Source organism: Fulvivirga kasyanovii, assembly GCF_009711405.1.
Classification (GTDB): domain Bacteria; phylum Bacteroidota; class Bacteroidia; order Cytophagales; family Cyclobacteriaceae; genus Fulvivirga; species Fulvivirga kasyanovii.
The window spans coordinates 1-14,256 of record NZ_SMLW01000645.1 but is presented as its reverse complement, the minus strand read 5'-3'; the positions used below and the strand labels follow the sequence as shown (position 1 = coordinate 14,256).

The following is a 14,256-nucleotide window of genomic DNA, read 5'->3' as shown; positions in this document are numbered from 1 at the left end:
TTTATCTGCCGTAACGGTTTGGAAAAAAGATACATAATAACTATTATTGAAATCATGAAGGCTATAAATGCTCCCATATCACGGAACTTATCTACCTCTGCGAAGTCGCTGAGCCTTCTTAATTTACAACCCATCTTTGATTGTTAGACAACTGATTTTAGCCTCGTTTATCTAAAATCAATTTCTTATTTGTCTAACTTATGAAGTCCTTTAAACTAGTACTGTTACTTTTATTGGTTCCGGTTATTTCCCACGCTCAGGGCAAGATCATGCTCGTAGGTGGCGGAACCGAACTGAACACGGATTGGAGCTGGAGCAATACTCCCTACAAGTGGGCCATAGATCAATCTGATAATAAAAAAGTGGCCATCATCTCCTATTCACTTGGTGGCGACCCGGCCTGGCTCCCCGATTACTTCATCGGCCTTGGGGCAACGGAAGCAGCCAATTTTGAGATCAACACCGCTGACTCTGCCAACAGCCCGCTTACTTATGATGCACTGATGTCTTACGACGTGCTGTTTTTCAAAGGCGGCGACCAGTCGAACTATTACACCACTTATAAGGGCTCAAAAGTAACCGAAGCCATTACCGATAAATATAATGAAGGCGGCGTCATCAGTGGTACATCAGCCGGGATGGCCATATTATCAGGAGTAATGTATACTGCTGAAAACAATACCGTGTATCCCGATGAAGTACTCGAAAATATATATGACGGTGGCATCACCCTTAAAAATGATTTTGTAAGCATACTAGACGACTATGTAGCAGACACTCATTTTGCGGAAAGAGGACGTTTCCCCAGACTACTGGCTTTTATAGGGAACTGGTATTTAACAGAAGGGTCCTTGATTTCAGGAATCGGTATGGATGACAGAACAGCCTTTTGTATCAATGAAATGAACATTGGAACAGCCTATGGCACCGGCGCCGTGAGCATTTACTCAACCAACAGCTTTTCGGCCGACGCAGCACGCCCTATTGCAGATTCGGTACATGCCACATACCTCACCCACGGCATGAGCTATGACCTTACCGCCCGGGAAATGACCTCTGACTACATCATGGGCATCTCCCCTACCATTAACCAGGAAAATGGAAATTACACCTTGTACCTTTCAGGGTCTGCTCCGCTCAGTCACAATGAGGCACTTCTTAATGATTTCTTATCAGGCGTTTCATCCGACATTGTCATTGTAAGCAGTGGCAATTCCTCTCTTTATCAGCATTATGCCTCTCACCTGCAAAGCAACAGCAATTTTGAGGTAACCCTGGTAAAACCAGTAGTAAGCAATGATACCTGCCAAAACGTTACCGAGAGAAATGCTATCAGAAGTAGCAGCGCTTTTTTATTCGTTGACAATGACCCTGAAGTCCTGTTTGATTTCCTGGAAAATGACGTAACCGGCAAGCTACTTTCTGAGCACATAGCAAAAGATGAAAACATAATTGCTTTTATGGGTGAGGATGCCAAGCTGGCCGGGGCGGTGCATGTAACCAATAATCAGGAAGACCCGCTCAATGCATACTATGGCGAACTTGCTTATGATGATGGGTTAGAATTACTCAAAACCTCGATTATTATGCCTGATACTTACGACCCTTCCAGCGCTGACTATTATGAAAATAACGCCGCTTCTGTAAAGTATGCTATGGTCACAAAGCGGCTCAGGTATGGCTTTTACCTCAACGAGAGAAGCTTTATAAAATTCTATCAGGAGGGCGGACAGAATTATGTAGATAGCCACGGCCCTTATTCTTCGATTTTACTGACCAATAACGGCACCTATGGGTCCGTTGCCAGCCAACAGGTCAATAGTAGCGGAAATGTGAGAAATATTGTCGGTTTCGACCAGATGAAGTTCAGCCTTATATCAAACTCTCCGGTTAAAGTTGGCTTTCCCGGAAACTCGGAAACTCCGGAGGTTAACTACGAACTGGAAGCTCCGGCTGAGTTAACAGCAGCCGTTTCAAACGGAGAAGTACTCCTGACCTGGTCGAATATAAATGAGGGCAGCGTGGAGTTCAATATAGAGAGGAGTACCGATGGGTTATCATACTCACTGATCGGCACAACCAATGATGTCGCGTTTACAGATGACCTTTATGAGTTAGGCAATGCCTATGATTACAAGGTAGCTGCTTTCAAAGGTAATACCTACTCCTGTTACTCCAATATAGCCAAAGTCAATGCCATAACAGGCGTGGAGCCAACCGATGGAAATGGCCCTCAATTTTCTCCGAACCCTGCACGAGGCTATATAACCCTTCAAGGAATTACATCTGGCCTTACCTCGGAGATCGTTATCTGTGACGCACAAGGAAAGATAGTTGGAACGGTCTCCGCTTCAGAAACCGCAACCATCAACCTAAGACATTTAAAACCAGGGACATATCATTTGAAAATATTAAACGGAAAACAGATTTTAAACAGAAAAATAATTTTGCTCAGTGAGTAAATACACTTGACTTAAACCCGAAATAATTTTAGTTTTAAATAACGAGATACTACTCTCATGGACACAATATCTAAAATATTTTTAAGGCCTATACCTCCTCAAGCCGGCAAGACTTTAGGCCTTTTAAATCTACAGCCCATATTCGACTGTTAGTAGAAAATCCTCTTTTCTACTTTAAGGATCCATGCTGGTAAGCCTGGCGTCCTGATTCATTAATTCACATACTACATTATTCAAACTGTTTCTTGTGACCTGGCAGGTCATAGGTTGCTTTACCTGCATCCGTATACCTGCTATGCATCCCTGAAACACTGTAAATCAATAATACAACATGAAACGAATTATACTCATTGCATTTATATGTTTGGGCGTACTCCAGTACTCCTACTCCCAGACAAAAATCACCGGCAAGGTGTCCTCGGAAGAGGGGGAAACCCTGCCAGGTGTGAGCGTAGTGGTGAAAGGCACTACGCAGGGTACGGTTACGGATATTGACGGATCGTACAACATAAGCGTTCCGCCAGATGCTTCCACGCTGGTATTTTCTTTTGTGGGGATGAACACCCAGGAAGTAAGTATTAATGGCAAAAGTGTGATAGATGTGCAAATGAGCGCAGATATTAAGCAACTGTCGGAAGTGGTCATAGTAGGTTATGGTACCCAAAAGAAAAAAGACATCACCAGCGCTGTTTCCACCATTGATACGGATGAAATACAAAACGTACCGGCCAGCTATAGTTTTGATGGTGCCATTCAGGGCAAAACGGCCGGGCTGAACGTATCGTCATCATCTGCCACGCCGGGTTCAGCCATCAATGTTAACATCAGAGGGGTGACCTCGATCAATGCCAGCAGCCAACCACTTTATGTAGTGGATGGTGTGCCTATCGTGACTGGAAACAACTCAGCCCTAAACTCCAACATTCAACCGATCAACCCTCTGGCCGATATCAACCCAAATGATATAGAATCAATCTCCGTATTGAAAGATGCTTCTGCGGCAGCCATTTACGGCTCACGTGGTGCCAATGGTGTAATCATCATCACCTCCAAAAGAGGGACAGCGGGGAAAACCAAATTCAATGTGGGCTACTATACCGGTATCTCTGAAATAAGTAATACGCCTGAATTGATGACTTCTCAGGAGTGGATCTCATTCATGAATGCCGCCGCCGAGTTTGACGGGTTGGGGGAAAACTACTGGAACAGCTCTCTCGGAGACCCCAACGATGAATCCATACCAACCTACAATGCCTATGATTACATATTCAGAACTGGCGTAACGCACAATGCTGATGTAAGCATACAGGGTGGTAATGACAATACCAAATTTTATATCTCTGGTAACTACTTCAACCAGGAGGGTATCCAGGTCGGGCAAAACTTTGAAAGGATCAGTGGCCGCATCAACCTCGACCATTCGGCATCTTCCAAGCTCGGGTTAGGTACCAGCATACTGGTAAGCCGCACCAACCACCAAAGGACTGTCAATGAAAATGACGAATATGGAGTAGTGATCAACGCTCAGGCCTGGGACCCTACGGCACCACTGACGCAGGATGACGGAAGCTATACCGACCCGTTTAAGCACTACGGCTGGTGGGCATTGGAAAACCCATTGTTTATTGCAGAGCAATACATCAACACATCAGCTACCAGCCGGGCACTTACCTCCGTTTTTGCCACTTACGACTTCACAGACAAACTGAGTTTCAAAACCACCTGGTCGGTAGACTATAATTCGCTGACTGATGAATCCTTCATTCCGGCAGGAAGCAAAGAGTCTGATGTAGGGAATGGCATCTACGGCACCTATGAAGAACTTGCCTGGCTCAATGAAAACACTCTGACCTACAATCTGCAACTGAATGATGACCACCAGTTCAACTTCCTCGCAGGCTTCACGATGCAAGAGTCCAGGCAGGATTTCTCAACCATTACCGGTACGGGTTTCCCTTCCAATGATGTGATCAAAATATCAACGGCAGCAAACTCTACGGGGTCTTCAAATTCATCTTCGTTCGGCTTTCTGTCTTACCTGGGCAGGGTCAACTATTCCTTTAAAGGTAAATACCTGGCCAATTTCACGGTGAGGTCTGATGGCTCTTCAAGGTTCGGTACCAACACGAGATATGGCACCTTTCCTTCCGGGTCTGTTGGCTGGGTGATTTCGGAAGAATCTTTCCTTTCCTCCTCCCCTGTTTTAAGCAACCTGAAGCTTAGGGCAAGCTACGGAACCATTGGTAATGCCGGTATCGGTAACTTCACCTGGCGAGGTGCCTATTCCCTTGGTGCAGCCTACAATGGTTCAGGAGGCACTGCCCCTGCCATACTTGAAAACCCTGATCTGTCATGGGAAAAAACCACCCAGCTCAACATTGGTGTTGATGTTGGCCTTTTCAAAGACCGTGTCAGCTTAACTGCGGACTATTTCACCAAGAATACCACTGACCTGCTGCTGGAAAAAGATGTGCCCGGCACTACGGGTTTTAAAACCACGCAGTCAAACTTCGGGGAAATTGAAAACAGAGGCTTTGAAGTGTCCCTCAATGCTACAGTGCTAAGAAAACAGGACTTCGAGTGGAGTACCAACATTAACTTTTCACATATAGAAAACGAAGTGGTGGATGTGCTGAACGATGGGCAGATAGTAAGCAGAAACTTTGTGATCCTTGAAGGGGAAGCGCTAAGCCAGCTATATCTCATCAAATTTTTAGGGGTTGATCCATTCACGGGTGATGCTGTATTTGAGGACATCAACAGCGACGGTATCATCAACCTGGACGACAGGCAGCCGGTTGGCTCGGGTATACCCAATTACTTTGGCGGATTCAGCAATACATTCAGGTATAAAGGCTTATCACTGGATGTTTTCTTTCAGTTTAGCGGAGGCAATAAGATCTACAACCAAAGCCGCCATGCTTATGAAAACTACGGTTCCCTTCAAAGTGGCATCCCTTACGGCAACCAGAGCAAAAATTCCCTGGACTACTGGAAGCAGCCGGGCGACATTACCGACATCCCCAGACCTTCGCTGGCTGGCCCGGGAGATGCTGATGCACAATGGCAAAGGTTCAGCACCCAATACCTGGAGGACGGTGACTTTGTACGTCTGAAAAATGTGAAGCTGGCATACAACATTCCTTCATCATTGATCGAAAAATGGGGATTATCCTCAGTGCAGGTGTATGCCCAAGGCAGAAACCTGATCACTTGGACTGACTATCTCGGCTTTGACCCTGAGGTTTCCACAAATACCAGTGGCACAGAAGAGCTCAACAGTTTGCAGGGCGAGGACTTTGGTACACTGGGCCAGGCACGCACCTACAGCTTCGGTATCAACATAGGCTTTTAAAATCTAAAAATGAGAAACATGAAAACTATATATAAATACCTATTCATACTATCATTCATGGCATTCGCTTCATGCAATGTGTTAGACCAGGAGCCGGAAGGACTTATTTCCACCGAAGATGCTATTGTAGACCGGCAATCAGCCATAGCGGCCACCAACGGTCTTTACAGCATATTGCAGGATGGCGACCTGTATGGCGGTCGGTTTATCATGGCCACGGAAATGGTGGCTGGAAATGCCAAAGCCACTGCTTTCCAGGCCTTTTGGCAGGAATTGGCCTCTGGCAAAGTACCTGTATCCAACTTCCATGTAGAGGACAACTGGATCGGCTTCTATGATGTAATCAATGGTGCCAATGCCATTATCACTCAGGTACCCGAGCTTGCCGCCTTATCAGAAGGCGAAAAAAATGAGATGCTGGGTACAGCTTACTTCATGCGTGCATTGTCATTCTTTGACCTGCTCCGTCAATATGGCGAGTTCTACGACACTGGATCTGAGTTTGGCATCCCGCTCAAACTTACCCAATCGCTGGAGCCTTCGGAGACGTCCAGAAGTACCGTTGCCAAATCGTATGAGCAAATTGAAAGTGACCTGACCAAAGCCATAGACCTGCTTGGAGATGGCAATAACAACTTTAAAGTATCTAAGGCCGCAGCTCAGACACTGAAAGCCAGGGTACATTTGTACCAGGAAGAATTCACTGAAGCTGCCAACCTCGCTTCTGCCGTGATCACCAATTCCAAATATGAGCTGCCTGAAAACTATAATGAGATCTATGAAATTGAAGAATCAGCAGAATCAATTTTTGAGCTCAACTTCATTCAGCTTGACGACCCGAATGTGTGGGCCATAGAAATGTACATCACCCCACCAGAGGTTTCGGTTAGTGAAGGGCTTATTACTTTCCTGGACGGTCGTGGCGAAAATGAAAGGGGCGCCTTGTTTGCCCAATCGGAAAATAATGATGAAATATTCATTTGCACCAAATATGGAAACTCCCAGACTGACAATGGACATAACACCATCGTCCTCAGACTTTCGGAAATGTACCTGATCCGTGCCGAAGCTTTGGGCAGAAACGGAACACCCAATGATGCCCTGCCAGACCTGAACGAGATCAGAAACCGTGCAGGCCTCTCTAACATCAACAATATCAGTGATGAAGCCGAACTTCTGGACATATTGCTGGAAGAAAGAAGGGCAGAGTTTGCCTTCGAAGGCCATTACTGGTTTGACATGGTTCGCTATGGACTCATGGAAGATACTCGTGGCCTGGAGTCGTTCCGCAGGATATTCCCCATCCCAAGAAGGGAGATGAATATCACCGACGGCACATTAGTACAAAACCCTGGTTATAATCAACAGTAACAATTATGGAAAATCTAATAAGGAAATACTTCCTCTTTCTGGCAATATTTTCAACTGCATTTATATTGTCTAACTGCGCTGAGGATGAAGAAAATGGCCCAAGGCCTACGGCAGGCTTCGAAATATCTGCCGACAGTCAGCTAAAGCAATTTGAAGAGGTGGCGTTTGTCAACACTTCGATCAACGGTAAGTCCTTCACCTGGTCATTTGGTGACGGACAGGTTAAAGTTGGTAAAAATGTAACACACCAGTATACCGAGCCTGGTGAGTATAAGGTAACCCTGGAGGCTAATGCCAATGGCCAGAGGGATGTGATCACTCAAACCATCACCATTGAAGGACTGATCCCGGATGTTGCCTTTTCTATAGCCGGTGAAGGCAATTTGAAAGCCGGTCTTCCGGTGAGCTTTGTCAATGAAACGATGAACGGATTATCTTATATGTGGAATTTTGGCGATGCTGATAACTCTACAAGTACCGAGGAAAACCCGGCTTTCACTTACAATACGCCCGGTACCTACACGGTTTCGCTCACTGCTACAGGCACCGGCGGGTCAGGTACTTTGGAAAAGAGCATTACGATCAAGCCTAACAATGATGAGCTGTATTTCATAGACAACAGTGCTCTGAAAATCCGGAAAATAGCTTTAAAAGATCCGTCAACAGTGATTGATGTATTTGACCTTCCGGGCTTCTGCATCGGCCTCGCGTTTGACCCGGACAACCAGGAGATCTACTACACGGATGATGACAACAAGGTGTTGTATAAAAACAACCTGGAAGGCACTAATGAAGTGATGATCACCGATAACCTAAGCGACCCGAGGGACATAGCGCTGGATTTGGCCAACAACCGGGTGTTTGTAGTAGAACGTGGCATTGACCAGATCACTGAAGTAGATGTAACCAATGGCAATAAAACCTCAGTTTACAGTATGGCTGATGATGCCACTTTCCAACTACCCGTAGGCCTTGACCTGTATCAGGGCGATCTGTTTATGACAGCCGTGGAAATAGACGCGGAATCCGTCTGGACGGGCAATGTTGATGGTTCCGGGCTCTCACGCATCATTGATTACTCCAGCGGGGGATATGGATACGCCATACAAGTAGACATGGCCAACCAAACCATCTATTTCGATGATTATGACGGCGGCAACCTGTTACGCGCCAACCTGGATGGGTCAAACATCACGGAAATTGGCACCACCACTGATCAAACCTATGGCATTGCTGTAGACAACGAATTTAATAAGGTTTACTGGTCAGGCACTGACGGGGTAGTCAGAGTAGCCAATCTCGATGGTACTGATGAAGTCATTTTAAAAGATGTAGCGGCGGATGTGAGAGGCCTGATCCTGAGAAAATCTAACTAATTGAAGACTATGAAAAATCTATATAAGATAATATTTGCATTCACCTTAGTACTGGTGGCTATTGCTTGTAAAGACGATGAATTTCCCGTACCCCAGGCATCAACGGTAGATGTGGATTTCGACTTTAGCGTGGATAATGAAGGATTTGCCCCTGCAACAGTAACCTTCACCAACCAGACGAGGGTGGCAGAAGGCGTAACTGCCAGCTATGCCTGGAACTTTGGCGATGGCTCGTCCTCCACAGAAAAAGACCCGGCACACATTTACAGCGCTCCGGGAAGTTACAAAGTCACACTCACCGCCACCACAGTGGATGATGTTGATTTCATTGAAAAAACAGTAACGATAAAAGACCCGGACGCACTAACGGTCAGGTTGTTTGTGATTGACGCTATTGATCTGACCATCAGTGAGGTAAACGGCAGCTCGTTCAGCATAGCCGGATCAGGGATTGGCATGGAGTACGATGCCACAAATGAAAAGATCTACTATACGGATAGCGACAATGGTGCCCTCATGCGCGCCAACCTGGACGGATCGGAAATAGAAGAAGTAGTCAGCGGCTTTACCTCGCCCCGGGATATTGCTTTGGACATCGACAACAATATGGCCTATGTAGCAGATCGCGGTGGCGATGCCGTATATGCCGTTGACCTTACCGATAAAAGTAAGGAAATCTTATACGACAATGCAGGCAGCGGGCTTGGGAAATTACCAGTGGGTCTGGATATATACGATGGCAACCTCTACATCACTTGTGTGGACGTAGGGGCCGAAGCAGTCTGGAAAGGGAATGTAGATGGCAGTGGTGTAACCAGAATTATTGATTATGCCACCGGTGGCTATGGTTACGGACTGGCAATAGATGAACAAAATGAAAGAATATATTTTGACAATGCGGACAACAGCACCATCATGAGTGCCAACCTTGACGGGTCGGGAGTCCAGACCATTACAGAAACCACTGACCGGGCTTATGGTATTGCCATTGACAACGAAAATGGTAAAATCTACTGGACAGAAATAGAATCAGGAAATGTCTACATGGCTGATCTTAACGGAGCAAACAAGGTAACGCTAAGCTCTGATTTCAGTGATCCAAGGGGCATTTTCTTTATACCGAACTAATTTGTTCCTCATATTAGTACGTTCAAATCTGAGGCTTGTCTTTCGTGTAAAGACAGCCTCATTTTTTCTTAAATTGTAAATTATGCAAAAGCTTTACTTCTTATCTATCCTTCTCCTCCTTTGCACCTGCAATCAACCTGTCGAAAAAGTGGCTGCTGATAAGGCTGCAAACACGAACAAAGGACAACTTTTTATTATTGGCGGCGGAAAACGACCGGAATCGATGATCAGAAAACTCGTAGGTATTTCAGGCATCGACAAAAACGGGTATGGCATCATACTGCCTATGTCAAGCGCCGAACCAGACTCTGCAGTTTACTATGCCAAAATCCAGTTCTCAACTCTTGGTCTTGAAAATGTGGTTGGCATGAACTTCAATAAAGGTGACACCATTACGGAAGCTCAACAGGACTCGATCACTCATGCATCCATGATCTACATTGCCGGCGGTGACCAGAATAAGTTTATGGACATAGTCGGGAACACTCCCATTGAGTCCGCCATTAAAGAAGCTTACAGACAGGGTAGCGTAATCGCAGGCACCAGTGCAGGGGCTGCAGTGATGAGTAAAAAAATGATTACAGGCAATGAATTGCGCCATCCGGAATATGAGGCTACATTCAGGAACATCGAATCTGATAACATTGAACTCAAACAGGGACTTGGTCTTCTGGAAACTGCCATTGTAGACCAGCATTTTGTAAAAAGGAGCCGCCATAACAGGTTATTCAGCGCTGTAATTGAACACGCCGACCTGCTGGGCATAGGCATAGATGAATCAACGGCCATAATTGTAAAAGGGGACTCTGCCGAAGTGGTAGGCGACTCTCAGGTTATCGTTTTCAGCAATCCTGAACAATCAAAAAAGCAGGCAGGTACGCTCCTGGGGGCAGAAAGCATACAGGTTGATATACTGCTACCCGGCTCCAGGTTCTCACTAAACCGGTAAGTCCCTTTTAAAATTAATAATCACTAAATTTATCCTCGTTATTTAATTTAATAAAAAGCGATATGGAGATCGTACGTCCCAATACTCAATTCTAAAATCTCAATACTAAAAAAACGCCCCATGAAAACAAAATTACCGGACACGCTCATACTACTTCTGCTTATCTTGCTGGTGTTTACCATCCTTACCTATCTCATTCCCGCCGGGGAATTTGACCGGCAGGTGGTCAACGGCAGGGAACTGGTAACACCCGGCAGCTACCATCAGACCGAGAGTAACCCCGCAGGCTTTTTTGAATTTATCCTTGCCCCTATTCAGGGCTTTATTTCGTCAGCCCAGATCATCGTTTTTATTTTCTTTGTAGCAGGTTCGTTTGGGATCATCAACAAGACAGGCGCTATTGAGGCAGGGCTTCAATCGGTAGTAAGGCTCAGCCGGAAAAGGCCAAAAAGTAAAAAGTTTGTAATCCCGGTACTGATGATGCTGTTTTCACTTGCCGGGGCCACCTTTGGTATGAGTGAAGAAGTGCTTGTTTTTATTCTTATCACACTACCACTTTCATTTGCCCTTGGCTATGATTCCATTGTGGGAGTCAGTATTCCTTTCATTGGTGCCGGTGCGGGTTTCGCTGGCGCTTTTCTCAATCCGTTTACCGTGGGCATAGCCCAGGGCATCGCAGAGCTGGCTCCATTTAGCGGTTGGGAATATCGCCTGGTAGTCTGGACTGTTTTCACCCTTGCGGCTATAATATTTCTTATGGTCTACGCGCGAAAGATCGAGAAAAAGCCAGAGGCCAGCCCAATGTATGAATTGGACAAAAAGTCTAAATACAAAGAGGGGCACAACATGACCGGTAGTTTCACCACAAGGCACAAAATAGTGGTTGCCATCTTTCTGCTTGGGCTGGTATTGCTGATCGTAGGCGTAAACCAGTGGGACTGGTATATCAATGAAATATCAGGGCTGTTCTTTGTGCTCGGCATAGTCTCGGCGCTGGTTTATCGCATGCCGGTAAATGATACGGTCGATGCTTTTGTAAGTGGGGCAGCAGATATGATCAAAGTAACTTTTGTAATAGCGATTGCAAAAGGTATACTCATCGTTGCCTCGGAGGGAAAGATCATAGACACCATCCTGTTTTACCTTTCCTCGGCTGTTGAAGATTACCCGCGTACAGTATCCGTACAGCTCATGTTTTATATGCAAAGCTTCCTGAATTTCTTCCTGCCCTCAGGCAGTGGCCAGGCAGCATTGACCATGCCCATCATGTCGCCTCTGAGCGATATTTTAGGCATATCACGCCAGACGGCTGTATTGGCCTTTCAACTGGGCGACGGACTGTCAAACCTGATCATACCCACGAGTGGGGTAACTATGGGTGTGCTTACCATTGCCAATATTCCTTATCAAAAGTGGTTTAAGTGGGCTTTGCCCCTGATGATCCTGTTCTTTATCCTGGCCATGCTGGTACTGCTACCCCCCGTCATATTTTTCAACTGGGGGTAGCCATGGTTTTCTAATTACGGTATATGGAAACGGCAGGCACCTGATTCCCAGCTCCAACAACGCCTCGATACATTCCTTCGGAGTTGAACACCAGACAGTGATTTCCTGTCTTGTCAACTCCGATCACTCCTCCTTCCCCGCCAAGGCTTACCTGCTTCTCCATGATCACCTTCTCGGCAGCCGCCTGTAGTGAGAGGCCTTTGTACTCCATCAGGCACGAAATATCATATGCTACAACCCCTCTCAGGAAAAATTCCCCGTACCCGGTACATGAAATTGCGCAGGTATCATTGTTGGCATAAACGCCGGCCCCGATTACCGAACTGTCGCCTACCCTGCCGTATTTTTTATTGGTAAGCCCACCGGTGGAAGTAGCAGCGGCCAGATTACCATGTAAATCCAATGCCACAGCGCCAACAGTCCCGAACTTCCGGTCATCGCTGTGGTCAAGCATCACTTTTGATGAGTTTTTAACAGCCTGCCACTGTTCATAACGCTGCTCCGAATAGAAATAGTCCTCGTCCACACACTCCACCCCTGATTCTCTGGCGAAAAGATGTGCTCCTTCTCCGGCAAGGTACACATAGTCCTGCTGCTCCAAAACCTTCCTGCTTAATATCACCGGGTTCTTGATCTTCTTTACACCGGCAACAGCACCCGCATTGAGTGTTTTACCACACATGATGGAGGCCTCCATTTCGTGAGTGCCCTCAGCGGTGAATACTGATCCCTTTCCTGCATTAAACAATTCACTGTTTTCCAGTAATATAACTGCGGCCTCCACCGCATCAAGACTGGCTCCACCCTTCTCCAGTATTCCATAGCCTGTTGTCAGCGCATTTTCAAGCACCTGTTTATATGCATTTTCCTTTTCAGGAGTCATCTTTGATTTTAGGATAGTACCCGCCCCTCCATGTATTGCTAATACAAAATTGTTATTCATTTTATAGTTTTATTTTAGCTGCTCCCCTGCAAAATAGCTTCGCACAGGCAAGCAGGTTTTATGCCTTAGCAGCCATAATTATCCAATCGGATAATCAGCCAAATTATGCCAAAACATATATGCTCATTTTACAATAATTTTTAAACTGGTTTAGTAAAGGCTCTTAAAGTGTATGTCCCACTAACAGTCAAAAATGGGTTGCAGGTTTAGTAAATTAAGGGGATTGGCCAGCAGTCCGATAAACTTGCATTTAAGGACAGAAAGGGAATAATGGTAGCTATGGCCAAAGTGTTGCATCACATCAATAATATCATTTTTTTCCAATTCTTGCAAGGATTAAGTTGAAGTAAAAGCGAAGTGAAGGTATATTTTTATGTGGAAGGTTTGAGAGGTTTAATGTACGATCAAAAACATTAACCCAGGCTGCCACGAGACGTCAGGAGTGCGATACGTTATTCTCCTAATTTATCGGGATGCTCGCTTGTATGAACAATGTTAATAATATCTATGCTATCATCGTTCACTTCATAAATTATTCTATAGCTCCAGCGAAAAAACCTTCTGATGTTTCCTTCATTTTCAGGGTAATACTCATCTGGCTGGTATCTGTATGGGTGGGAAGGTAATGATTTTGTGGTCTTGAATATTTCAGATCTTACTTTCTCAGCTGCTGTAGAGGATTCTTCCCTGATGTGCTTATAAATTTGTTCTAAAGATTCACTGGCTTTCAACGACCACACTACCTTTTTTAATCGCTTCTTAGCTACCAATTTTTCGACTCTTTTTCTAAATCCTCCTGACTAATAGATTTCCCCTCTTTTATCTGATTACGGGCTTCATCAATATCGCTTTTGTAAACATCAATAGTAAGAGGACGACCATCTGAAGTATAACCTATGATCTTCCCTTTATCTTTTAACAGTGATTTAAAATAAGCTTTTACATGGTTTAAAACCTCTATGTCCTCTGTCTCCACAATATATTTATGGAGAGTTGATTTTATATCTGATATGGTTGCCATAGTTTGCCCTTTATTTCAAAGATAACATTTTTATTCTCTTTTTTAGTTTCACAAAACCGCCGCATTGTCACAGTGCATTCTCCAATTCGCCACTTTTCTGCAAAGGATTTTTAGTTAGGGTCACCTTGAAAATAGTTAAATAACT

Annotated in this window: 10 protein-coding genes; 7 read left to right on the top strand and 3 right to left on the bottom strand. The window is 45.2% G+C overall.

Annotated elements, in window-relative coordinates; translation table 11 throughout:
- Positions 1 to 200 precede the first annotated feature (200 nt).
- The 7 genes from E1163_RS23175 to E1163_RS23145 all read left to right on the top strand — a co-directional run bounded on the left by E1163_RS23175 (position 201) and on the right by E1163_RS23145 (position 12,147).
- The gene (locus E1163_RS23175; RefSeq protein WP_155174858.1) at positions 201 to 2,462 is read left to right on the top strand and encodes a T9SS type A sorting domain-containing protein; all 2,262 of its coding nucleotides are present in this window, start codon (positions 201 to 203) and stop codon (positions 2,460 to 2,462) included.
- Positions 2,463 to 2,793: 331 nt separating this feature from the next.
- On the top strand, positions 2,794 to 5,817 hold the full coding sequence (locus E1163_RS23170; protein ID WP_155174857.1) for a SusC/RagA family TonB-linked outer membrane protein: 3,024 nt from the start codon (positions 2,794 to 2,796) through the stop codon (positions 5,815 to 5,817).
- A gap of 18 nt (positions 5,818 to 5,835) precedes the next feature.
- Positions 5,836 to 7,188, top strand: a complete 1,353-nt coding sequence (locus E1163_RS23165; RefSeq protein ID WP_185156185.1) for a RagB/SusD family nutrient uptake outer membrane protein — start codon at positions 5,836 to 5,838, stop codon at positions 7,186 to 7,188.
- A 5-nt stretch (positions 7,189 to 7,193) separates the two neighbouring features.
- Positions 7,194 to 8,564 carry a PKD domain-containing protein gene (locus tag E1163_RS23160; protein ID WP_155174855.1) on the top strand — a complete coding sequence of 457 codons (1,371 nt, stop codon included), beginning with the start codon at positions 7,194 to 7,196 and terminating at the stop codon, positions 8,562 to 8,564.
- 9 nt (positions 8,565 to 8,573) lie between these two features.
- The gene (locus E1163_RS23155; RefSeq protein WP_155174854.1) at positions 8,574 to 9,692 is read left to right on the top strand and encodes a PKD domain-containing protein; all 1,119 of its coding nucleotides are present in this window, start codon (positions 8,574 to 8,576) and stop codon (positions 9,690 to 9,692) included.
- An 82-nt stretch (positions 9,693 to 9,774) separates the two neighbouring features.
- Positions 9,775 to 10,641 (top strand): cyanophycinase, encoded by an 867-nt coding sequence (locus E1163_RS23150; protein ID WP_155174853.1) that lies wholly within the window; start codon positions 9,775 to 9,777, stop codon positions 10,639 to 10,641.
- Positions 10,642 to 10,761: 120 nt separating this feature from the next.
- Positions 10,762 to 12,147: a YfcC family protein gene (locus E1163_RS23145; protein ID WP_155174852.1), complete on the top strand. Its 1,386-nt coding sequence runs from the start codon at positions 10,762 to 10,764 to the stop codon at positions 12,145 to 12,147.
- 10 nt (positions 12,148 to 12,157) lie between these two features.
- Here the strand turns inward: E1163_RS23145 and E1163_RS23140 are convergent, their stop codons facing one another.
- The 3 genes from E1163_RS23140 to E1163_RS23130 all read right to left on the bottom strand — a co-directional run bounded on the left by E1163_RS23140 (position 12,158) and on the right by E1163_RS23130 (position 14,111).
- A complete protein-coding gene (locus E1163_RS23140) occupies positions 12,158 to 13,090 on the bottom strand; it encodes an isoaspartyl peptidase/L-asparaginase family protein (protein WP_155174851.1) in 933 nt (310 codons plus the stop codon).
- A 452-nt stretch (positions 13,091 to 13,542) separates the two neighbouring features.
- The gene (locus E1163_RS23135; RefSeq protein WP_343033933.1) at positions 13,543 to 13,830 is read right to left on the bottom strand and encodes a type II toxin-antitoxin system RelE/ParE family toxin; all 288 of its coding nucleotides are present in this window, start codon (positions 13,828 to 13,830) and stop codon (positions 13,543 to 13,545) included.
- A gap of 23 nt (positions 13,831 to 13,853) precedes the next feature.
- Positions 13,854 to 14,111: a hypothetical protein gene (locus E1163_RS23130; protein WP_155174849.1), complete on the bottom strand. Its 258-nt coding sequence runs from the start codon at positions 14,109 to 14,111 to the stop codon at positions 13,854 to 13,856.
- Between the last annotated feature and the right edge of the window lie 145 nt (positions 14,112 to 14,256).

Excerpts from the sequence above, each read along its gene's own strand:
- E1163_RS23170 (WP_155174857.1), top strand. The coding sequence starts at position 2,794 with ATGAAACGAATTATACTCATTGCATTTATATGTTTGGGCGTACTCCAG.
- E1163_RS23145 (WP_155174852.1), top strand. The coding sequence starts at position 10,762 with ATGAAAACAAAATTACCGGACACGCTCATACTACTTCTGCTTATCTTG.
- E1163_RS23150 (WP_155174853.1), top strand. The coding sequence starts at position 9,775 with ATGCAAAAGCTTTACTTCTTATCTATCCTTCTCCTCCTTTGCACCTGC.
- E1163_RS23140 (WP_155174851.1), bottom strand. The coding sequence starts at position 13,090 with ATGAATAACAATTTTGTATTAGCAATACATGGAGGGGCGGGTACTATC.
- E1163_RS23155 (WP_155174854.1), top strand. The coding sequence starts at position 8,574 with ATGAAAAATCTATATAAGATAATATTTGCATTCACCTTAGTACTGGTG.
- E1163_RS23160 (WP_155174855.1), top strand. The coding sequence starts at position 7,194 with ATGGAAAATCTAATAAGGAAATACTTCCTCTTTCTGGCAATATTTTCA.
- E1163_RS23130 (WP_155174849.1), bottom strand. The coding sequence starts at position 14,111 with ATGGCAACCATATCAGATATAAAATCAACTCTCCATAAATATATTGTG.
- E1163_RS23165 (WP_185156185.1), top strand. The coding sequence starts at position 5,836 with ATGAAAACTATATATAAATACCTATTCATACTATCATTCATGGCATTC.
- E1163_RS23175 (WP_155174858.1), top strand. The coding sequence starts at position 201 with ATGAAGTCCTTTAAACTAGTACTGTTACTTTTATTGGTTCCGGTTATT.